The following is a 19,758-nucleotide window of genomic DNA, read 5'->3' as shown; positions in this document are numbered from 1 at the left end:
AGCGTATTTTCTTGATCGTGCACGAGAATTTTCGTTTTAAAATTGAAACGACAGATCGCAGCGATGAAACACGATAGCCATCCATCAAACTTTCGATTCGATCCGTGATTTCGACGATTACATTTTGATCGTCCATATGGATTCACTCCTCCTGTAAAGTATGGCATCAGCCGGATTATCCAGCCAAAGAACGCTCGACAATCTCGACAATCTCGACAATATCCATCGTTTTCACCTGCTCTTCCACTTCTGTTGCTTTCGTCCCGTCCGTGAGCATGGTCAAGCAATACGGACAATTGCTGCCAATCAGCGTAGGGTTTAAGAGGAGTGCCTGTTCCGTCCGTGCGATATTGATACGTTTCCCTTGGGTTTCTTCCATCCACATCCGACCTCCACCAGCACCACAGCACATCGAATCCTCCCACTTGCGCTCCATCTCCAAAATAGCAACCCCAGGGATGGAGGACAGGATCAGCCGTGGAATGTCGTAAATGCTGTTATAGCGTCCGAGGTAACAGGAATCATGATAGGCGACCGCTTCCTTCACTTCCTTCTGCGGCTTGATTCGCCCCTCCTGTATCCACTTCCATAGGAGCTCCGTGTGATGGTAGACCTCTGCCTGCAGGCCGAACTCCGGGTATTCATGCTTGAAGGTGTTGTATGCATGAGGATCGATGGTGACGATCTTCTTCACACCATAGGCTTCGAAGTTGGCGATATTTTCCTGGCACAGCTGCTGGAACAAAAATTCATTCCCCATTCGGCGTGCCATATCGCCGGAATTGCCCTCCTCATTGCCGAGGATGGCGAAACGGATTCCCGCTACGTTCATGATTTTCGAGAAGGATTGGACAATCTTCTGCGTTTTCCCGGTTCCCGTTGCGGGACACATATTCGTGCATCGACCGCATTCCACGCATGCGTACAGATCGATCAGCTGCTGCTGGGTAAAGCCCTCGATTTTCCCAACGCCGTATTCTTCTGCCTCTTCCTCTTCGAAATCGATCTTTTTCAGCTTGCCAACCGGCCCCGTCTTTTTAAAGAATACGTTAAAAGCGGCAAATAGCTCATGCGCCTGCTTCGATTGAGGTACGAACACGAGGAAGGACAGAACCGTCAGCAGGTGTACCCACCAAAATACGTAGAAAAGCACGCTTCCTGCGGCTGTTCCTATCCCCCCCAACAGAAGAGCAATCACTCCGGAGAACGGAGCGTGGACCAGATCAGGTTCATGCCCGAGCATCACCGTTTCAAAGCCTAGCACCAGCAGGATCGACAAGGTGAGCGTTGCAAGCGCTATGTACACAAATGCAGCTTTGGCATCACGCTTGAGCTGCAAACGCTTCAGCTTTTCGATGTAGCGACGGTAAAATCCGTAGATGACCGCGAGCAGCATGAGAAACGTTGTCCATTCCTGGAGGAAGCTGAAATATTTGTGAGATTCACCAATAGGGAACTCGAAGCCGATCCGAAATCCCTTCACGATGATCTCGATGAGTCCGATTTGAATGATGATAAAGCCATAAAACAAGATCAGGTGCATCCAGCCGCTTTTTTTGTCTTTGAACAGCTTTTTCTGGCCGAATACATTTACAAGTACCGCATACAAGCGTTCTTTCAGGTTCCGTTCAATCGCAGCTTTCTTTCCGAGCTTTACAAACAAATAACGGCTGTAAACAAGCTGAGCAAATGAGTAGACTGCATATCCTGTCACGATGAGGAATGCAAGGAAATTAAACAGCGCGAGCATCCTGTTTATCCTCCTTTGATGATGGTATATCCCCTCTAAGCGTAGAGGGGATCGAGATCAGCCTGTTCCCTTCGAATCAAGAGAGGACTTTTTTGAATTCTTCTGTCAATAGAGGCACGATTTCAAACAAATCGCCTACGATCCCGTAGTCCGCGACTTGGAAAATCGGCGCTTCCGGGTCTTTGTTTATTGCCACGATAATCTTGGAATTGGACATCCCTGCCAAATGCTGAATCGCTCCCGAAATGCCGCAGGCAATATATAGATCAGGCGTGACGACTTTTCCAGTCTGTCCAATCTGCAGGGCGTAATCGCAGTAATCGGCGTCGCAGGCACCACGGGAAGCCCCAACCGCACCGCCCAGCACTGCTGCCAATTCCTCAAGCGGATGAAATCCTTCTTTGCTCTTAACGCCCCGGCCGCCGGAAACGATTACTTTCGCCTCGCTAAGGTCTACCCCGCTCGTTGCTTTACGGACGATTTCTTTCACGACGGTACGGAGATCCTTGAGTACGGGCTGGAAGTAAACAACCTCCGCTTGGACCGGCATGGTCTGTGTCTCGAAATTGTTGGCTCGCAGCGTAGCCATTACTCTCCCCTGCTGAAATACCTTCTTTTGGAACGCCCTACCGGCATAAATCGGACGCGCGAATACGAGTGTGCCGTCCTCGAGAGCTACCCCCGTGCAGTCCGATACCAGCCCGCTTCCCAAGCGCGCAGCTACTCTTGGCGCTACGTCTTTGCCAATCGCTGTGTGTCCCAGGAGGATTATGTCTGTTTGTATCTCCTCAATAAGCTGGCAAAGTGCTTGCGTATAGGCATCTGTGGTGTACACCGCGAGTGCATCCTCTTCCGCCACATAGACTTTGCTTGCCCCGTATTCGCTCACTTCCTGCACAAAACCAGAAGCACCTGCACCAAAAAGAGCGGCCGCAATTTCCCCGCCATCCGCAACCTTTTGGGCTACCGTCAGCGCTTCAAGGGATACATTACGCAGCTTTCCTTGCTTGCTTTCTGCCAAAACCAATACGTTTTTCGCCATTTTTCTTCGCTCTCCTCACTTGTTGTTTAGACCACTTTTGCTTCCGTACGAAGCAGCTGCACCAGCTCCCTCACCTGTGCTTCTTTTTCGCCTTCCAGAACGCGCCCTGCCTGTTTCTTTGGCGGTAAATACTGATCGCGGATGTACGTGCGGGCACTTGCTTCTACCGATGCAGCGAGATCCCCGAAGGTGAAACGATCCACCGGCTTTTTCTTCGCTTTCATGATCCCGGGAAGAGAAGGATACCGCGGCTCATTCAAGCCTTGCTGGGCTGTCGCGAGGAAAGGAAGCTGAATTTCGATCACCTCTACGTCGCCTTCCACATCGCGTTCGACCGTAGCCTTGCTCCCTTCCAACGTGAGCTTGGTGATGGTGGACACATGCGGCAGCCCCAGTTCTTCAGCCACGCGAATGGCGATCTGGCCGGATCCGGAATCCACCGCCATGTTTCCGCCAAGGATAAGATCATAATCGTTTTCTTTGATCGCCGCCGTGATGAGCTTCGATAAGGCGAATTCATCGGCTTCCTGGTCTTCTAGCTCCACCAGTATTCCTTTGTCCGCTCCCATAGCCAAAGCGGTGCGCAATGCACTTTCTGCCCGAGCTGGACCCACTGTCAGCACGGTTACGTCTGCACCAGTATCCTCTTTGATTTTTATTGCTTCCTCGATGGCGTACTCATCATAAGGATTGATAATGAACTTCACGCCGTCTTCGCTGATTTGCCCGTTTTTTATAAGTATCTTTTCTTCCGTATCGAAGGTTTGCTTCATCAATACCAAAATATTCATACTGTTCTTCCCCTCACTTGTTCCGTTTTACGCTCGTAGATTGCGCACTTCCCCACCATACTACTTTCCTTTCTGTTCCGTCGTGTAGTCGTAAAATCCTCGACCCGATTTTCTCCCTAACCGTCCAGCTTTCACATATTTCACGAGGACGGGAGATGTTCGATACTTCTCTCCCAGCTGGTGGTACAAATATTCCATGTTGCGCAAACGACTGTCCAAGCCAACGAGGTCAGCCAGCTCGAGTGGACCCATCGGATGATTCAGCCCAAGCTTGAGTGCTTTGTCGATATCCTCAGCCGAAGCTACTCCTTCCATGAGCATGTTCATGGCTTCATTTCCGATCAGGCAGTTCATGCGGCTCGTGACAAAACCAGGGAATTCGTTGACCTCGACTGTTTCTTTCCCCATTTTCTCCGCCACTTGCTTGACTATCTCTACCGTCTCATCCGACGTATCCAAACCGCGAATGATCTCAATCAATTTCATGCGGGGAACGGGGTTGAAAAAGTGCATCGCAGCACATTGCTCGGGTCGTTTCGTAGATGCGGCAATTTCTGTCGGACTCATGGTCGAGGTATTCGTCGCCAGAATCGCGTGCTTCGGTGCCCATTCATCCAGCTGTTGAAAAATGTTGATTTTCAGCTCCATGATTTCCAATGCTGCTTCGATGACGAAATCCGTGGTCTCTACTGCTTTTTGCAGATCAGTCGTATAGGATAGATTGTTTCTTGCTTCCTCCCGTTGCTGCGGCTGCACGAAGCCTTTCTCCACGTTTCTATCCAATAGGGATTCGATAAATTCTCTTGCACGTTCTATCGCATCCTCAGCTATGTCCTGCAGGGTGACGGAAAACCCGGCAAGTGCAGCGGTATAGGCAATTCCTTGTCCCATGGTACCGCCGCCAATGACGGCGATATGCTTTGTCATATCAGATAATCCCCTTTTCTTTGAAAGTCGCGATCTCTTCGCTTCGATATCCAAGCGTGCTCAAGACTTCTACGGTATCTTCCCCTAACAATGGAGGGGCTTTGCGAACTGAGCCAGGCGTATCTGACAGCTTTACCGGTACTCCCAGCATTTTCAGCATGCCAATCGTCGGATGCTCGACTTCCTGAATCATTTCACGGGCTTGCACCTGTGGATGGGACAAAGTCTGCGCCAGATCATGAATCGGCCCGCTGGGAACACCCGCACGCTGTAGGAGCTCCATGATCTCGGAAGACTTTTTCCCTTTTGTGTACGCCGTAAGAATGGCAATGAGCTCTTCTCGATTCGCCACCCGACTGGAATTTTTGGCAAACTTCGGATCATCCTTTAGCTGCTCAAATCCAAGTGCATCACACATCTTTCTCCATAGCAAATCGTTTGGCACGGCAATAATCATGTAGCCGTCCTGCGTTTCAAAGGCTTGGTAGGGAACGACCGTGGGATGTGCGGAACCGAAGCGTCCTGGCGCTTTGTTGGTAGCCAACACACCTTGCCCTAAATAATTGGAAAAAGAGACGACCGAATCCAACAGGGAAGCTTCTACGTATTGGCCTTTTCCGGTTCTTTCTCGGGTCAGTAAGGCCAAAACTACTCCAAGCGCCGCATAGAGACCGGTTGATAAATCTACGACCGAAAAGCCGACCTTTACAGGAGTACGACCCGGTTCACCGGTCACGCTCATCAATCCGCCAAAGCCTTGCAAAAGTAGGTCATAAGCAGGCTCATCCTTCATGGGACCTGTCCTGCCAAAGCCGCTGACTGCGCAATAGACCAGACGAGGGTTGATTTCCTTCAGTGTCTCATAGCCCAACTCGAGCTTTTCCATGGTGCCGTTTCGAAAGTTTTCGATCAGCACATCTGATTCGGCAACAAGCTGCTTGATAATCCGCTGCCCTTCTTCTGTTTTGAGGTTCAGCGTCATTCCCTTTTTATTCTTGTTCAGACTCATGAAATAGCAGGATTCGCCGTTGATTTCAGGCGGAAGATACCCTCGCGTCTCATCGCCTATTCCCGGCTGTTCGACCTTTATGACTTCTGCGCCCATATCCGCCAGCTGCATACTGCAAAAGGGTCCGGCAAGCGTCCTGGACAGCTCCAGCACACGAATTCCCTCCAGTGGACTCCCCATGCAACCTCCTCCTTCCACAAACTCTCTTATTGGTACGCGTGCATTTGATAGGTAGTCTAAAGCTGGCAATTTTCTACGATCGTGGTAATGCCTTGTCCCCCACCGATGCACAAAGTGACCAGTCCATACCTTTCTTTCTCCTCTTCGCTCCATCTCATGAAGCAGCTTCGTCATGAGCACCGCCCCGGTAGCACCCAATGGATGGCCGAGGGCAATCGCTCCTCCATTGACATTGACCTTATCGAAGATTCATGTTGACCGCTTTGATCACAGCCAGCGCTTGTGCGGCGAAAGCTTCATTTAATTCGATCAACCCCACTTGCTCCAATTGCAGTCCCGCCATGGCTAGTGCTTTTAACGTCGAGGTCACCGGACCGATTCCCATGATTTCCGGAGACACTCCTGATACCGCTTGAGCAAGGATCCGCGCTTTAGGCTTATAGCCTCGTTTTTGTGCAGCCTCCTCCGACATGACCAAGACCGCCGATGCTCCATCATTTCGGCCGCTGCTGTTTCCTGCTGTCACGGTACCGCCTTCTTTGAACACCGGTTTTAACGCACGCAGTTTTTCGATGCTCGTCAATCGAGGATGTTCATCCTGATCAAACACCTTACCATCTTTTCGCCCTTTGATTTCATACGGTACGATTTCTTTTTGAAAGCGCCCTTCCAAAAAGGCTCGATGGGCAAGCTCCTGACTGCGAAGGGCAAATTCATCCTGTTCCCCGCGTGAGATCTCATACTGAACTGCCAAATTTTCTGCTGTAAATCCCATGGACAGATTCCCGTAGACCTCAATAGGCTGAGAGCGTGGCTGGCTTTCCGTATTGGGATCCAGCAAAAGACCATTGCCCGCGCCAAAGCCAAAGCGTGCATCCCTTATATAGTAGGGTGCCGTGCTCATTGATTCAGCACTTTTGGCGATGATGACAGCTCCCTCCGATTCGCCCTATGGCTGTGCGGACGGAATCTACAATCACGGCACTCCTCACTTTTCCTCCTTTGTCCCAATCCTTGCTCATTTGTAAGCGTTGACATCTCTGTCCTGTATGACAAGCCGAGTGTTCTGACGCTGCTAAGTAACATAAGCAAAATTCATGCCATGCTTGAAAACAAAGGAAAAAGCGTAAGCCGGGTGCAAACGTTGCACATTTGAACAGAGGAGGTTTACATTTTGAAACACGATCCCCCTCCTCTTCTGTCTCTCAATGCGAAAAGGTTCTCGACTCTCGTTAAGAACAAAAAAACAGCGATCCGAACTGGTTGCTCCGTCTCCCAGACAGAACGGGAACCACCAGAAACAGATCGCTATTTTAACGTGGACACTACCGCTTTTGATATTGCGGGAACACTTTCTTGTAGAGCGCAAGAATATCCTCTTTCGTAGGCTTGCGCGGGTTGTTACGTACAGTCCGGTCATCCATCGCATCCTCTGCTAGTCCTGATAGAACCTGGTCGTCAATGTCGTGCTGCAAATAACCGAAGTCATTTGGAATATCCAAGCTTTGTGAAAAGGAACGGAGCTCCTCTATTAGCTTCTTTGCTGCTTCGTATTTGGTAAAACGATAGCTGCTTTCGTTGAAAATGGAATGAATCCTACGATACTTTTCAACCTGAGCGATCAGGTTGAACTCAATCACATACGGCAAGAGAATGGCATTGGCCAACCCGTGCGGAACATGAAACCAAGCGCTCATTGGATGTGACATGGAATGAACCAGAGACAGACCAGAGTGCATAAAGGCAAACCCTGCCATTGTACTTGCGAGCATGACCTGTGCCTTTGCCTCGTGATTGGTAGGATCGGCGTACGATACGGGCAAATACTCGCGGAGCATGCGCATTGCTTCCAGAGCCAAGCTATCTCCTATTGGGTGAGCCCTGTTGGATGTGTACGCTTCGATCGCATGGACCAAAGCATCCATCCCTGTTGCCGCTACATGATGGGGTGGAAGTGAATACGTCATGACAGGATCGACAAAAGCAATCTTTGGCGCAAGCAGAGGACTCGACACGACAAACTTGCGCTTTTGAACGGGATCGGTAATCACAGCCACAGTGGTTACCTCACTGCCCGTGCCTGCGGTAGTCGGGATGGCAAAGATAGAGGGAACCGGTCCCTGGATATCCTTTCCGCCGCGACGGTAGTCAAGAATGTCTCCCGGATGAGTAACAGCAACAGCGAGAGCTTTGGCAACGTCCATTGCACTTCCCCCACCGATGGCGATGATCAGATCGCATTGCTCATGGGAGAATAGCTCGCTGCCTTTCTGGACCGTGGCTGCGACAGGGTTGGGTTCCACTTCCGCAAAGATGACGGGACGTATACCATGTTCAGTCAGATTGTTTAAGATCGGACCGACAATTCCGGAATTCACCAAGCCTTGATCTGTTACGATGATAGGCTTTTTGCAACGAGTTTTGAGCACTTCCGTAGGTAGCTGCTCTCGAACCGCGTTTACGCCAAAGACAACCTGTGTTGGCATCCAAGCCGAAAAATTCAGATGTTGAATGATCATCATCAACCGATTCCTTTCCTGAAAAGATGGGCCAAATCCTTGTAGCGTTCCTGCCTACAGCTTGGCAGTGGCCTTCAGCGCTTGCTGCATGTATACAATTTCCGATGCCAGGTTATTCACACGTTCTATTACTTCCTGATCCACGATTTCATTCGCGCGATTGAAGTGATCATTATGCGCGTAGACATAGCCTGGGGCAACGAAAGCACGGAAGTAACCGGCGATCGGCTTCAGTTGATTCTCGATGACTAGATAGTGCTGGTAGGTTCCACCGGTTGCGACAAAGCCCATCACTTTGTTTCGGAAAACAAGAGGTGGCACCAAGTCGAACAGATTTTTGAGCGCTCCCGTAATCGATCCTTGGAAGATCGGCGTCCCAATCACATAAAAGTCTGCGGAAGAAACCGCGTCAATCACGGCCTTTGTATCTCCCGTGTAGTCGGTGGGATTTCTGCCGTCACAGAACTGAACATCGTACTTTTTCAAATCCAGCAATTCAACTTCTATATCCGGATGATCCGCCCGAACCCTCTCTATAACTTTTTGAACCACTACCAATGTCTTGGAGCCTGTAATCGTTCCGGAAATGCCAAGCAGCCTCATGTTTGTCTCTCCTTTACGCGATATCTTATCTATTGTTCTAGAAGTAGCTATATTCATCTGATAAGCAGGATTCATGCCAACCTCTGGAGCTGATGGAAGTATGGATTCGTCATTCTTGCGTTGTTCACATGAACCGCGTAAGTTTCAATTCTGAAACATGTCGTTCTCTCTAGCAAAAGAACCCCTTTTTTAACAAATTCGCACTTTGCTACCCTTATTTCATTGATGTCTGCTAGAGCGAGCTTGCAATGCACGCCTTCCAAGGCACGGTTTATTTTTGTGAGTGTCGAATGATCAATCTCTTTCAATATGTTTTTCGCCATATCGATGGTGTCGGTTTTCTGATCAATCAGCATGCTATCGAGCTCTTTGATCCATTCCTCACTTTTGGACAGACTCTCCTACTCATGGGAGTAGATAAAAAACTTATGAATACCAACATTTAGACCATTAGCGATCTCTCTAAAGCCCCAAAATTGGATTTGAGTCATACCCCCTTATCTTGTTTAGCTGGAATCAGAAGAACAGAGGGGGATTTCTATGCAACGAAAACGTTATTCAATCGAATTTAACAACAACTCATCCAAGAAGCCCAAGAAGCAGGAAACGCGAGCCAGGTAGCCAGACGGCACGGGGTAGATGTCAAAATGTTGTATCGGTGGATTCGCAATTCGAAACATGCAGATTGGCAAATCGCTTCTGCCGAAGCCAAAGCTGTAACGAGTTATACGCAAAGTCCAGGAGAGTTTCGAGAGTTGGAAACGGAGAATGACAAACTGAAGAAATTACTTGGAGAAAAGGATTTGGAAATCGCGATCCTTCGTGATCTTGTAAAAAAGGTGAACCCAGCTTATCGGACAAAATGGAAATAACCGACAAGTGGATACAGTTGGGATACACAGCCAAAACAGTACTACGTATTGTCGGCATCCTGGAAGCAACCTACTACTACAGGAAAAACAAAACCTTCAAGAAACCTCGTGTTTATCACGGAGGGCGTCCTATACCTGGGTATTCATTGTCAAAGGACGGGCACCCTGTCTCAGACGCACAAATCAAGGAATGGCTATCTGAACTAATCGCTGGTGAAGAATCTGCTTATGGGTATCGAAAGCTAACGGTTTGCCTACAGCGAGACCATCAGCTCATCATTAACAAGAAGAAGGTTTACCGCTTGTTGAAGGAGGACGAACTCCTCCATCCACAGCGACGAAAAAAGAACAAGCATCCCCGAAAGCTGGCCAATAATCGGGAGATTATCACCCCCAATCAATTGTGGGAGATGGACGTCAAATACGGCTTTATTGTAGGAGAGCACCGTTTCTTTTTCCTCATGAGTCTGATTGACGTCTATGATCGGGCCATCGTGGACTATCATATTGGTCTGACATGCGAAGGAAAACATGCAGCTCAGATTCTCCAGCGTGCTTTGTGGAAACGACATCAATTCGAGCATGAACACCGCCCTGTTATCCGTACGGATAACGGCCCACAGTTTATTAGCCATGCCTTTGAAGAAGCCTGTCAGCGTTTACGAACGGTGCATGAACGAATTCCTCCAAAGACACCGAATAAAAACGCCCATATCGAGGCCTTTCACAGTGTGCTGGTGAAAGAATGTTTGCAACGAAATGAATTTCAGAACTACCAGGAAGCCTACGAAACCGTAACAAACTATTTGCTCTTTTATAACCAGCGCCGGATCCATGGGAGCCGTATGATTTGTCACCAGCAGAATTCGGTAAGGTTTTTGTGCAGCAACGTATTAAACCTTTTGTTGTCAAAGTATAACGTGGTAATGAAATGGCATAGGAAGCCTTTCTTCGACCTAGTGGTTAAGCAGGAAGAACCGCTGTTATTTTATCTTCTGGAGAAAATCTAGCCATAGAAAAAAACTGCACCTCCAATCGTTAGATGTGTCTAACAATTGGGGTGCAGTTCACACTAGGTGGTCAATTATTAGATTAGCATTCACACCCCGGAGAGAGATTTGCTGTTTTGGATCAGATTTATTTTTTCCTTGGTACCAAATCCGCTACATAGTCATAGTAAAAGTTCCGTCTCCCTCTTTTAATTAAAACGAACATAGTATGGATGAGCAATACGGCCCACATAATGATGAGAAATGCATATATAATCATAGTGATCCATACGTGATAGGGATTAAGAGTTATATCTAACTCAATACCAGAAAATATATTTAGGGCCCATGATGTTGCCAAAGGTAAATATAGCGCAAAGGACCTTTTCAGCATGGACTGCCACGGAGGTGCTTCACCATCAACATGAATTAGTTTAAAACGCAGTATATTGGTTCCAATTGTTTTTCCCTCCCAAATAAATGGAACTACAAAGAACAGAATAAAAAAGCAAGTCGTTTTATAAACAAATTCTGCGAATCCACTTGTTGTAAAAAGTCCAACTGTAAGGTTCCAACTAATCTTTATCAATAGATAGTCTATAAATACAGCCAGCAATTGCGACAAAGGAGGTACGAGAGGATTTTCTTGCATTTTTTCTCCCTTAGCAATAAGGCTCTTTCGAGATGGAAACAGAGCAAGTAGGACAGGAGCAATGACGAATCCAAACAAAGCACCAGTACTGTTTAATATAAGATCATCCACATCAAAGATACGATACGGGCAATTATAGATCCCATAAATGCCTGTTATTTGTGTTGTCTCAAAAAACAGTGATAACGCAAATCCAAAACCAAGTGCTTTCTTCCAAAATCGTTTTTGTTGGAAAAAATACCTTAGATAAACACCTAGAGGCAGTAACAATAGGAAATTGAATACCGCTTGCAAAAATGCACTTTGCGTTAGTAATCTAACATAGGTGGATGGCTGTGACCAAACAACGGAACCACTACTATTAATAATATCCCTAACGAAATTAAACGGGACAAGATTATAATGCACCGTATCAGGTGATTGAAAAGCACAAGTATTTCGAGTAGCTGGAAGCGGCAAAAGAACTAAAAATAAAGCCGATAACATATAAAAAGTAAAGGAATAAGCCACTATTGAAGCCCAAAGACTTAAATAACCATATTTTCTATAACTATAAACTAACCAAGGGATAATAAGAAAAAAGCTGAATGCACTAAATAAAATAAATGCAATTTTTATTGGAAGAAAATATACAGACATACTGGTACCTCTTTATTAGAAAGATTTAGTTCTTCAGCAATTTACATATTTCCCTATTGTTTATTTTCTTATTATGCCCCATAAATACCCCTCCAAAATACAGACCAGTTCATATTTAATCTACGTTCATATTCTTGATAAGGAGAGCTCATCATATGGAAAAGCATACCGTCTAATATGGTTGTAAAAGAAGTAACGATTGTCTCCTCGTCGATAAGCTCATTCTCTTTGTTGTTTCTTAAGATGGAAAAAACAAGATCTCGAATCCCTTCTTCTACCTTCTTATTTTGGGTTGTTATAAGTTCTTTAAAATGATCCGGAGGGTAAATCCCATACCTTTTGAGAAAAGAACCTTTATCATTCATATAATAGTATTTATTCAATTCAACTAAAACATGATATAATTTTTTTTCTAACGGAAAATTTTCTATAACATAAAATTGTTGTTCGATAAACTCTAAATAATCTTCAATAACAAAATTTACAATTTCTTCAAAAAGATCTTGCTTACTTTCAAAATAAGCATAAATCGAAGGGGTTTTAATATTTACATTTTCAGCTATATCTTTAAGTGCTGTTTCCTCGTAACCATACGAGGAAAACAGCTTTAAGCCTTGTTCTAGTATCATTCTTTTCGTTTTTTCACCCTTTTTCAATTCACTTTTCACCTCATTTTGTTTGCATTCATCAGGATATCAATTTTAAGCTTACTATGCTAAAAATAATTCCTCCAACTAAAATAAGTTTCTTCGCATTCTTCGGTTCTTTAAACAAAAACATCCCGAGTAAAACACTTCCTGACGCACCTACTCCAGTCCATATACCATAACCGATACTAATAGGTATTTCGATTAATGAGACGGAAAGAAAGAAAAAACTTAAACACAAACATAAGATAAAAAAGATGGTTGGCTTTAATTTTGTAAATCCTTCCGTTAACTTCAGATTAATAATACCCCCAACTTCAAACAATCCAGCTAATATTAAGGATAACCAATACATATTACACATTCCCCCCTGCACTTTTCTCTTCCTTTGGTTCATCCGAAATTAATTTTAGTCCGATAATACAGCTAATTAACAGAACGACTAACACAATCTTGGTTGGACTCACTGGGTCTCCTAAAAATGTCATGCCCACAAAAGCCGTACCAAAAGCACCCAGACCAGTGAATACTGCATAAGCCGTCGAAACGGGAAGTACTTTTAATGTTTTAGCAAAAAACCACCAACTAAGGACTAATAATATAACTGTCGGAATAACAATTTCTATTCTTGTAAACCCTTCTGAAAAGCCTAGACCAAGTGCCCAACCTACTTCAAGTATTCCACCAATAATTAAGTACAACCATGCCATGATAACCTCTCCTTTTTAAATCCCTTAATCTAACTAATGATCGTTAGATTTTTATATAAAAATTTTAATCGTTTTGTTGTTAAATATTACGATCTTTAAACAGCCCTTTCAATATAATCTAACTAACGTACATTAGATTTTATGATAGTTAAGCTGATTTTGCAAGAGTAAAATTTAATTTTCAATCCAAAAAGCAAATCCTACATGCCTTAAGCATGATTTCGCCTGCCTTGGCATAACTTTTCGCATAAAGCATTTCGCGCAGGCTAATTCCCAGCATATCTTGAACGATGAGCATCTGTCCGTCCGTAAGCCATATTGCTTTACCGGTGAGTGACGTGAGGAGAATAGGGAATTGCCTGAGCGGTTCGGACAGGCGAGTTAATGTCGGTGTCGCCAAGTGAATGCTCTCATGCTCCAATCCTGCCCGTTCGGCGACCTCCTTCTTCGCTTCTTCCAGTAACGCAAGTGCAGCTCCCACTTTGTTCAAAAATATTTTGCCGAATGCATTTAACGAATCCTTCCGCCTTGGCGATCAAACAGCGGCACCCCCACGTGTTCTTACAACCGGGCGATCGTCTTGCTTAATGCAGGCTGAGCGATTCGCAGCTCCTGGGCCGCACGCGTCATGTGCTCCCATTTGGCAACAGTTCGAAAAAACTGCAACTGCAACAATTCCACGTTTACCTCTTCAATCCATATACCACGATATATAAAGACTATAGATCACGATATATTTTTATTTATTTCAAACTCATTATAAAATAAATTCGACCATAGATGAACTGGAAAGAGGGATATGTATGAAAGCAGCCGCATTTGCATCGTTTGGCGGTCCTGAGGTCATGAAAGTGATGGAATTTCCAAAGCCGCAAGCCGGTCCGGGCCAAGTCAGGGTTCGAGTAAAAGCCGCGGGCGTGCAGCATTTCGATTGCGCCGTGCGCAGCGGATTGTTTCCAGCAGGAGTTTCCGTCAACTTCCCGCAAATTCCGGGAAATGAATTTGCAGGCATCGTCGATCAGATTGGCGACGGAGTAACCGGCTTTACAAGGGGCAACGAAGTGCTCGGCTTCAACATACTGAATTGCTATGCCGAATATGTGGTGGTGGGCGAGAATCAAATCGTGAGCAAGCCTCAGTCGATGTCGTGGGCCGAAGCCGGAGGATTGACCGGCAACGGTCAAGGCGCTTATGCTGCGCTGCAAGCCATTGGCGTGAATGAAGGCGATACGATTCTCATCCATGGCGCAGCCGGAACGCTTGGATCTTTGGCCGTACAGCTTGCCAAGGAATGGGGGGCCGGAATGGTGATCGGAACAGCCAGCGAGAGCAACCATGATTACCTTCGCTCGCTTGGCGCCGTACCGGTGACATATGGGGAAGGGCTCGTCGAACGGGTCCGCGCCATTGCGCCTGACGGGGTTGACGCCGCTTTCGACACAGCCGGTGCGGAAGCCGTCCGGGCATCGGTTGAATTGGTGGAGGATCGAAGCCGCATCTGCACATTCGCCGCCCCTGAAATGAATGAGGAGCTCGGCCTGTGCGTCGTCCGCACCGAACGAACTGCGGCCCGTCTTGCCGAGCTGGTCGGCCTGCATACCAGAGGAAAGCTTCGCATGCTGATACGGCAAACATTCCGACTCGATCAAGCCGAAGAGGCGCATCGATTGATCGAAACGCGTCACGGCCGCGGCAAAATCGTTCTGACGCTTGAATAACTTCACCAAACGAGGAGTGAACAACATGAACATTCAAATGTTTATCGGCAGTGTTCGGGAAGGCCGAAGAGGCAGAGCGATCGGAGAGTGGGCATACCGCATGGCAAAGGCCAGAACCGATATGTCCGTTGAATAGATCGACTTGAAGGACTGGAATTTATCGATGTTTGACCTCGCCAAACCGCCAATGCTGGGGGAATATACAGATCATTTGCAAAAGCGTTAGGCAGACAAGATTAAGGAGGGATACGGCTACTTATTTATATGCCGGAATATAATCACAGCTTTCCCCCTTCACTCAAAAATGCTCTCGATTACCTTTACGAGGAATGGGGACGCAAGCCGGCAAGCTTCATCTGATATAGACCGTCCGGCGGCAGAAGATGAAAACCGCGCGGCATCGTTCCTGTCATACTCGCGATTCCCTTGGCGAGTGGTCCGACCGTCGACCTTTTTGAGCTGTTGCACTAGCAAGAGACGAGACGATGACAAATTTAATCGAAATTGATTCGACATAAGCTTCCTCGCGGGAAGCTTATGTTAATTGTGCTGCCAACTCATATTCCTTCACACGGCAGTAAAATGTAGGCTTCTTCATCCCGATTTGATGCATGACCGCGGTAGCAGTCAACTAACCGGCTTTTCACTACTATCAAGAGATCGTTTAATAATTATTACAGATTTATCAAGGTGCATGGCTCCAATTAGTTCACCATCTGAACCTCAAAAGTAAAAATAAATTCGGTCCACTCGTTTTCCACGCTTTTGGCGGTTATTTTTCCCCCAATCTGATTGGCAATGTTTTGAGCGATCGATAATCCAAGCCCATAGCCGCTGTCTTCACCGGTTCGTGAAGGATCCGCACGGTAAAATCGGTCAAAGATATGGGGAAGGTCCTTGGGGGATATTCCTTTCCCCGTGTTTTTGACAGAACAAATCACCTGTTTTTTTGTCCGACTCACGGATACAACGACTTTCCCGCCTTCCTCGGCATATTTTATGGCGTTATCATATAATATTGCAAAAACCTGGCCTACCATCTCTTCATATCCGTAAATAAGTCCAATGGACTCCATCGTTTGGCTGATGTGCAGATTTTTTTCCTTTGCCGCCGTTTCCACCGAATGCATAATATTTAGAAAAAGACGACTTATATCAAAAGGCCGCTTTAATGACTGTATATTCGCATTTTCAACCCTCGCGAGCGTCAATAGACTATGAATTAATTTACTCATATGGTCCATGCCGATTTTCATATAATCGAGCCATTCTTTTTGGCTTTTTATCGTTTGTTCTTTGTTGGCAATCAAGGCATCATAGTTCGCCATGATGGTGGCAAGAGGCGTCTTTAATTCATGGGATGCGTCTGCCACGAACTGTTTTTGTTTTTCCCAAGATTCGGATATAGGCCGTATGGAGCGGTTGGCAAAATAAAGGCTGATCAGAAAAATGACGGCCAGCATGCCGATTCCGACAAAAAGGAGTGTAAGGCCTAAGTTTTGCAAGGTTTTCTGTGTATCAGTAATATCTAAAATGCAATCTGATGACGGTTGTCTGGTTCTCTGCTGTGGTAGCACCGTCCCCATTCTCAGGGCGATCTCCAACCCAAGAGCGAGTGCCTCCTTTTTCATCGGTTTCCGTTTTTAAACCTTCCGGAGCGCCGTTTTTCCAAGTCTTTCCGTTGTCCGTCGAGTAGCGAATGTTCCCGTCTTCAACTCTGACAAGGGAAGAGACTTTGTCTTTAGCTGGAAGCGTATTCCCAATGCTAACACTGCCATCCTGATTTTTCGTGACTCCGGATCCGCTCTTGCTGTCAAACGAGAACTCCTTTTTTTCGCCTTCTGTTCCCTCGATGATTACCGCTCCTTGGTAACCATCGCTTCTGAATCCATTTGGTTTTCCGTCCACCCAAGTTTTTCCGTTATCCGTAGAGTAAGTGACGTTTCCATCCTCTACTCTGACGAGTGAAGCACTACTTCCGCTGCTGGCTGCGTATGCGGTTATTGTACCGACCGTAAGTAGAAGCGCCGCGCAAGCGCCAATGGTTGCCCCTTTCCTCTTTCCCGCCAAAAGGACGGTGAATTTTTCTTCCATGCGATTACCTCCATTTACTAAGATTTTTTTGTAAGCAGCTGCCTTACGATTGTTATCATAATGACAAAACCTTTACCGAACCTGTACTGACAGCAAAAATATATTTCGTAATAACCTTTTCTGGTATATCCCAAATCGTACCTTCGACCAATACGCGGTAGGCTTTCACAGAAAAACGAGCCTATAGAATCGCTTCTAAGGCTCGTTTGTGTTTAGGGAAACTGGCCCCTAAAATCTTCACCATACGGGCTCACGAAGTTAACAACGCATTCCCCACCTGCGGGAACCATTCCTGGAAAACGCGCTGAAACACGTTCCGGATCGAATCCGGCGTCGGGCCGACCGCTGTAATGACGGCCCAGGTCGATGCTGGAATTTAACGGGTTTCTAAGCCGGAAGTATCTGCGTCCGGCCGGGTTCGTCTCGTGTTGCCCTTCATTTACCTGCCGGGAAAAGAGCAAGGGGCCGGAAGCAACAAAAAAGACGCGAATCGAAATTCGACTCAGCATCTTTTGGAAAAAAGAATACGGTATTCTTTAGCGCGATCAAAAACAATCAACATTTTTGCGGGATCGTGAACCCTCCCTCGCAAAAAAATTACGGGGGCGGTGAACCGACGTCAAGATTGATCTAATTCGTTATTGCAAATCCATTTCCGCTTTATAGCAATGTTTCAGGCGGTCGGGCCATGAGGTAAAATTGATGAATGCGTCGTCGACATGGGTAAGTTGATCGATGGCTCCGACATGGGCGAGCGTACGGATCGTTTCATCGGTAATCGCACTTTTGCACGCTTCTACATAGCTGCCCGCGTTTAAGACACGATAAGGACGGACAGCATGGTTGATACCGACCTGAAAAGGCACAAACTTTGGAGAAACCGACGATGTAAGCCCAAGAGTATTATGGCGTTCAGCGACAATTTCAAGCACTTGCTTCACGGCGTTTTCTCGATCTTGATTTGACGATGGACGACTCAGGCAAACAAGTGCATGTAGGCTTCGCCTAACCGAGATTCATCCCCTACCTGCAGAGTAAGGGGGACTTCTCTCGGAAACATGTTAAAAGAAAAAAAGTTCTCTAGGATTTATTCCTAAAGAACTTCGTCATTATCTTATGGTGCCGGTAGAGGGACTTGAACCCCCACGGTTTCCCTCACGATTTTGAGTCGCGCGCGTCTGCCAATTCCGCCATACCGGCATGTTCTATGAAAAGTAATGTAACATATGGAAAAAACTCAGTCAAGAATTAATTGGAGGAGGTACCCGGATTCGAACCGGGGAATAAAGGTTTTGCAGACCTGTGCCTTACCACTTGGCTATACCTCCATGACAAGTGAAGACGAAATCCCCGTGAGCTGCTTCTTGAAGTACTATGAGGTGAGAAACCCCTCAGCAGTTTCAATAATGGAGCGGACGACGGGTCTCGAACCCGCGACCTTCGCCTTGGCAAGGCGACGCTCTACCAATTGAGCTACGTCCGCAAGCAAATGGCTGGGGTACTAGGATTCGAACCTAGGAATGACGGAGTCAAAGTCCGTTGCCTTACCGCTTGGCTATACCCCAATGCAATTGTACGTAAAAAATGGGGCGATCGATGGGACTCGAACCCACGAATGCCGGAGCCACAATCCGGTGCGTTAACCCCTTCGCCACGACCGCCATAATTCAACTCACATTGGCAGGGGCAGTAGGAATCGAACCCACACCAAAGGTTTTGGAGACCTTCGTTCTACCTTTAAACTATGCCCCTACGCTTCAAGAAAAGCAAATGGTGGTTCGGGACGGAATCGAACCGCCGACACGAGGATTTTCAGTCCTCTGCTCTACCGACTGAGCTACCGAACCATTTTTATATAATTCATTATAGACCGTACTTGCCATCCATAAAATGGCGGAGCTGACGGGACTCGCTTCCTACTGGCGCTACTGCGTCGAATTGCTTCTTCGCAAAGCCAGATGTGCAGTACCCGAGCATTTCCTGCCTGATCTACTACGAGGGTGAACCCGGTACGGGTGAGAGGCCCGTATTGCTACCTTGAAATGGCGGAGCTGACGGGACTCGAACCCGCGACCTCCGGTGTGACAGACCGGCGTGAACTCCAACTTCACCACAGCTCCATTGTTTGGTTGCGGGAGCAGGATTTGAACCTGCGACCTTCGGGTTATGAGCCCGACGAGCTACCGAGCTGCTCCATCCCGCGACGATAATAGTTATTATCAGTTGTACCCGAGCGCTGTGCGCTACTCCTTGTATCACTTCGAGGGTGAACCGCATGCGGTGAGATCCGCAGCATACACCAACGAGTGAAACAAGTGGTGGAGGCTGACGGGATCGAACCGCCGACCCTCTGCTTGTAAGGCAGATGCTCTCCCAGCTGAGCTAAGCCTCCAAATGGTGACCCGTAGGGGATTCGAACCCCTGCATGACAGCGTGAAAGGCTGCTGTGTTAAACCGCTTCACCAACGGGCCAGATGGCGGATGGAGTGGGATTTGAACCCACGAGACGAGTTATCCCCGTCTACACGATTTCCAATCGTGCTCCTTCGGCCTCTCGGACATCCATCCAAATGGCTCCTCAGGACGGACTCGAACCGCCAACCTACCGGTTAACAG

General features: G+C 47.0%; 19 protein-coding genes, 12 tRNA genes and 3 pseudogenes. 4 read left to right on the top strand and 30 right to left on the bottom strand.

The window, feature by feature from the left end:
* Positions 1-175: 175 nt before the first annotated feature.
* The 9 genes and pseudogenes from ACI7RC_RS17030 to ACI7RC_RS16990 all read right to left on the bottom strand — a co-directional run bounded on the left by ACI7RC_RS17030 (position 176) and on the right by ACI7RC_RS16990 (position 9,177).
* Positions 176-1,750: a heterodisulfide reductase-related iron-sulfur binding cluster gene (locus tag ACI7RC_RS17030; RefSeq protein ID WP_408109409.1), complete on the bottom strand. Its 1,575-nt coding sequence runs from the start codon at positions 1,748-1,750 to the stop codon at positions 176-178.
* A 76-nt stretch (positions 1,751-1,826) separates the two neighbouring features.
* Positions 1,827-2,792, bottom strand: coding sequence for an electron transfer flavoprotein subunit alpha/FixB family protein (locus tag ACI7RC_RS17025; RefSeq protein ID WP_408109408.1), 966 nt, complete (start codon positions 2,790-2,792; stop codon positions 1,827-1,829).
* A 26-nt stretch (positions 2,793-2,818) separates the two neighbouring features.
* Entirely contained in the window at positions 2,819-3,583 is a 765-nt protein-coding gene (locus ACI7RC_RS17020; RefSeq protein ID WP_408109407.1) for an electron transfer flavoprotein subunit beta/FixA family protein, read from the bottom strand.
* Between the two features lie 60 nt (positions 3,584-3,643).
* Positions 3,644-4,510: a 3-hydroxyacyl-CoA dehydrogenase gene (locus tag ACI7RC_RS17015; protein ID WP_408109406.1), complete on the bottom strand. Its 867-nt coding sequence runs from the start codon at positions 4,508-4,510 to the stop codon at positions 3,644-3,646.
* A gap of 1 nt (position 4,511) precedes the next feature.
* On the bottom strand, positions 4,512-5,699 hold the full coding sequence (locus ACI7RC_RS17010) for a CaiB/BaiF CoA transferase family protein (RefSeq protein ID WP_408109405.1): 1,188 nt from the start codon (positions 5,697-5,699) through the stop codon (positions 4,512-4,514).
* A 56-nt stretch (positions 5,700-5,755) separates the two neighbouring features.
* Positions 5,756-6,627, bottom strand: a pseudogene (locus tag ACI7RC_RS17005) (thiolase family protein); the annotation flags it as partial.
* Between the two features lie 397 nt (positions 6,628-7,024).
* A complete protein-coding gene (locus tag ACI7RC_RS17000; protein ID WP_408109404.1) occupies positions 7,025-8,221 on the bottom strand; it encodes an iron-containing alcohol dehydrogenase in 1,197 nt (398 codons plus the stop codon).
* Positions 8,222-8,272: 51 nt separating this feature from the next.
* Positions 8,273-8,821: an NADPH-dependent FMN reductase gene (locus ACI7RC_RS16995; RefSeq protein WP_408109403.1), complete on the bottom strand. Its 549-nt coding sequence runs from the start codon at positions 8,819-8,821 to the stop codon at positions 8,273-8,275.
* A 71-nt stretch (positions 8,822-8,892) separates the two neighbouring features.
* Complete coding sequence (locus ACI7RC_RS16990; protein WP_408109402.1) at positions 8,893-9,177, bottom strand: hypothetical protein; 285 nt, start codon at positions 9,175-9,177, stop codon at positions 8,893-8,895.
* Positions 9,178-9,402: 225 nt separating this feature from the next.
* Between ACI7RC_RS16990 and ACI7RC_RS16985 the strand changes: the two genes are divergently transcribed.
* Positions 9,403-9,693: a transposase gene (locus ACI7RC_RS16985; protein ID WP_408109468.1), complete on the top strand. Its 291-nt coding sequence runs from the start codon at positions 9,403-9,405 to the stop codon at positions 9,691-9,693.
* 17 nt (positions 9,694-9,710) lie between these two features.
* Positions 9,711-10,703 (top strand): IS3 family transposase, encoded by a 993-nt coding sequence (locus tag ACI7RC_RS16980; protein WP_408109401.1) that lies wholly within the window; start codon positions 9,711-9,713, stop codon positions 10,701-10,703.
* A gap of 127 nt (positions 10,704-10,830) precedes the next feature.
* Here the strand turns inward: ACI7RC_RS16980 and ACI7RC_RS16975 are convergent, their stop codons facing one another.
* From ACI7RC_RS16975 to ACI7RC_RS16955, 5 genes and pseudogenes are all read right to left on the bottom strand, one after another.
* Positions 10,831-11,973: a VanZ family protein gene (locus ACI7RC_RS16975; RefSeq protein WP_408109400.1), complete on the bottom strand. Its 1,143-nt coding sequence runs from the start codon at positions 11,971-11,973 to the stop codon at positions 10,831-10,833.
* Positions 11,974-12,044: 71 nt separating this feature from the next.
* Positions 12,045-12,629: a TetR/AcrR family transcriptional regulator gene (locus ACI7RC_RS16970; protein WP_408109399.1), complete on the bottom strand. Its 585-nt coding sequence runs from the start codon at positions 12,627-12,629 to the stop codon at positions 12,045-12,047.
* 31 nt (positions 12,630-12,660) lie between these two features.
* Positions 12,661-12,975 carry a DMT family transporter gene (locus tag ACI7RC_RS16965; RefSeq protein ID WP_408109398.1) on the bottom strand — a complete coding sequence of 105 codons (315 nt, stop codon included), beginning with the start codon at positions 12,973-12,975 and terminating at the stop codon, positions 12,661-12,663.
* Position 12,976: 1 nt separating this feature from the next.
* On the bottom strand, positions 12,977-13,330 hold the full coding sequence (locus ACI7RC_RS16960; protein WP_408109397.1) for a DMT family transporter: 354 nt from the start codon (positions 13,328-13,330) through the stop codon (positions 12,977-12,979).
* 352 nt (positions 13,331-13,682) lie between these two features.
* Positions 13,683-14,011: pseudogene (locus ACI7RC_RS16955) on the bottom strand (LysR family transcriptional regulator); the annotation flags it as partial.
* Positions 14,012-14,133: 122 nt separating this feature from the next.
* On the opposite strand from ACI7RC_RS16955, the gene ACI7RC_RS16950 reads away from it, so the two are divergent.
* Positions 14,134-15,048, top strand: coding sequence for an NADP-dependent oxidoreductase (locus tag ACI7RC_RS16950; RefSeq protein ID WP_408109396.1), 915 nt, complete (start codon positions 14,134-14,136; stop codon positions 15,046-15,048).
* Positions 15,049-15,312: 264 nt separating this feature from the next.
* Positions 15,313-15,408 carry an NADPH-dependent FMN reductase gene (locus ACI7RC_RS16945; protein ID WP_408109395.1) on the top strand — a complete coding sequence of 32 codons (96 nt, stop codon included), beginning with the start codon at positions 15,313-15,315 and terminating at the stop codon, positions 15,406-15,408.
* 344 nt (positions 15,409-15,752) lie between these two features.
* Here ACI7RC_RS16945 and ACI7RC_RS16940 read toward each other — a convergent pair whose 3' ends face one another.
* The 16 genes and pseudogenes from ACI7RC_RS16940 to ACI7RC_RS16865 all read right to left on the bottom strand — a co-directional run bounded on the left by ACI7RC_RS16940 (position 15,753) and on the right by ACI7RC_RS16865 (position 19,710).
* Positions 15,753-16,652: a sensor histidine kinase gene (locus ACI7RC_RS16940; RefSeq protein ID WP_408109394.1), complete on the bottom strand. Its 900-nt coding sequence runs from the start codon at positions 16,650-16,652 to the stop codon at positions 15,753-15,755.
* A complete protein-coding gene (locus tag ACI7RC_RS16935) occupies positions 16,567-17,142 on the bottom strand; it encodes a hypothetical protein (protein WP_408109393.1) in 576 nt (191 codons plus the stop codon). The genes ACI7RC_RS16940 and ACI7RC_RS16935 overlap by 86 nt, the downstream gene beginning before the upstream one ends.
* Positions 17,143-17,422: 280 nt before the next feature.
* Positions 17,423-17,548 (bottom strand): annotated as a pseudogene (locus ACI7RC_RS16930) (GyrI-like domain-containing protein); the annotation flags it as partial.
* Positions 17,549-17,780: 232 nt separating this feature from the next.
* Positions 17,781-18,083, bottom strand: a complete 303-nt coding sequence (locus ACI7RC_RS16925; RefSeq protein ID WP_408109392.1) for a hypothetical protein — start codon at positions 18,081-18,083, stop codon at positions 17,781-17,783.
* Between the two features lie 176 nt (positions 18,084-18,259).
* Positions 18,260-18,342, bottom strand: a tRNA-Leu gene (locus ACI7RC_RS16920).
* A 53-nt stretch (positions 18,343-18,395) separates the two neighbouring features.
* Positions 18,396-18,470 (bottom strand) — tRNA-Cys (locus ACI7RC_RS16915).
* 79 nt (positions 18,471-18,549) lie between these two features.
* Positions 18,550-18,625: transfer RNA gene (locus ACI7RC_RS16910), tRNA-Gly, on the bottom strand.
* A 7-nt stretch (positions 18,626-18,632) separates the two neighbouring features.
* Positions 18,633-18,707, bottom strand: a tRNA-Gln gene (locus ACI7RC_RS16905).
* A gap of 20 nt (positions 18,708-18,727) precedes the next feature.
* Positions 18,728-18,803, bottom strand: a tRNA-His gene (locus ACI7RC_RS16900).
* A gap of 17 nt (positions 18,804-18,820) precedes the next feature.
* Positions 18,821-18,894: transfer RNA gene (locus tag ACI7RC_RS16895), tRNA-Trp, on the bottom strand.
* Positions 18,895-18,913: 19 nt separating this feature from the next.
* A tRNA-Phe gene (locus tag ACI7RC_RS16890) sits at positions 18,914-18,989 on the bottom strand.
* 196 nt (positions 18,990-19,185) lie between these two features.
* Positions 19,186-19,262: transfer RNA gene (locus tag ACI7RC_RS16885), tRNA-Asp, on the bottom strand.
* A gap of 6 nt (positions 19,263-19,268) precedes the next feature.
* A tRNA-Met gene (locus tag ACI7RC_RS16880) sits at positions 19,269-19,345 on the bottom strand.
* 113 nt (positions 19,346-19,458) lie between these two features.
* A tRNA-Val gene (locus ACI7RC_RS16875) sits at positions 19,459-19,534 on the bottom strand.
* Positions 19,535-19,537: 3 nt separating this feature from the next.
* Positions 19,538-19,614, bottom strand: a tRNA-Glu gene (locus ACI7RC_RS16870).
* A gap of 3 nt (positions 19,615-19,617) precedes the next feature.
* Positions 19,618-19,710 (bottom strand) — tRNA-Ser (locus tag ACI7RC_RS16865).
* Positions 19,711-19,758 lie beyond the last annotated feature (48 nt).

Source organism: Brevibacillus sp. B_LB10_24 (assembly GCF_046036945.1).
GTDB lineage: Bacteria > Bacillota > Bacilli > Brevibacillales > Brevibacillaceae > Brevibacillus_C.
Note: the sequence above shows the minus strand (reverse complement) of the source record. Positions and strands in the feature narration are given on the sequence as shown.

What these genes read in the sequence shown, in the direction of transcription:
- ACI7RC_RS17030 (WP_408109409.1), bottom strand. Translation starts at nt 1,750, where the DNA reads ATGCTCGCGCTGTTTAATTTCCTTGCATTCCTCATCGTGACAGGATAT.
- ACI7RC_RS17025 (WP_408109408.1), bottom strand. Translation starts at nt 2,792, where the DNA reads ATGGCGAAAAACGTATTGGTTTTGGCAGAAAGCAAGCAAGGAAAGCTG.
- ACI7RC_RS17020 (WP_408109407.1), bottom strand. Translation starts at nt 3,583, where the DNA reads ATGAATATTTTGGTATTGATGAAGCAAACCTTCGATACGGAAGAAAAG.
- ACI7RC_RS17015 (WP_408109406.1), bottom strand. Translation starts at nt 4,510, where the DNA reads ATGACAAAGCATATCGCCGTCATTGGCGGCGGTACCATGGGACAAGGA.
- ACI7RC_RS17010 (WP_408109405.1), bottom strand. Translation starts at nt 5,699, where the DNA reads ATGGGGAGTCCACTGGAGGGAATTCGTGTGCTGGAGCTGTCCAGGACG.
- ACI7RC_RS17000 (WP_408109404.1), bottom strand. Translation starts at nt 8,221, where the DNA reads ATGATGATCATTCAACATCTGAATTTTTCGGCTTGGATGCCAACACAG.
- ACI7RC_RS16995 (WP_408109403.1), bottom strand. Translation starts at nt 8,821, where the DNA reads ATGAGGCTGCTTGGCATTTCCGGAACGATTACAGGCTCCAAGACATTG.
- ACI7RC_RS16990 (WP_408109402.1), bottom strand. Translation starts at nt 9,177, where the DNA reads ATGCTGATTGATCAGAAAACCGACACCATCGATATGGCGAAAAACATA.
- ACI7RC_RS16975 (WP_408109400.1), bottom strand. Translation starts at nt 11,973, where the DNA reads ATGTCTGTATATTTTCTTCCAATAAAAATTGCATTTATTTTATTTAGT.
- ACI7RC_RS16965 (WP_408109398.1), bottom strand. Translation starts at nt 12,975, where the DNA reads ATGTATTGGTTATCCTTAATATTAGCTGGATTGTTTGAAGTTGGGGGT.
- ACI7RC_RS16960 (WP_408109397.1), bottom strand. Translation starts at nt 13,330, where the DNA reads ATGGCATGGTTGTACTTAATTATTGGTGGAATACTTGAAGTAGGTTGG.
- ACI7RC_RS16950 (WP_408109396.1), top strand. Translation starts at nt 14,134, where the DNA reads ATGAAAGCAGCCGCATTTGCATCGTTTGGCGGTCCTGAGGTCATGAAA.
- ACI7RC_RS16945 (WP_408109395.1), top strand. Translation starts at nt 15,313, where the DNA reads ATGCCGGAATATAATCACAGCTTTCCCCCTTCACTCAAAAATGCTCTC.
- ACI7RC_RS16935 (WP_408109393.1), bottom strand. Translation starts at nt 17,142, where the DNA reads ATGGAAGAAAAATTCACCGTCCTTTTGGCGGGAAAGAGGAAAGGGGCA.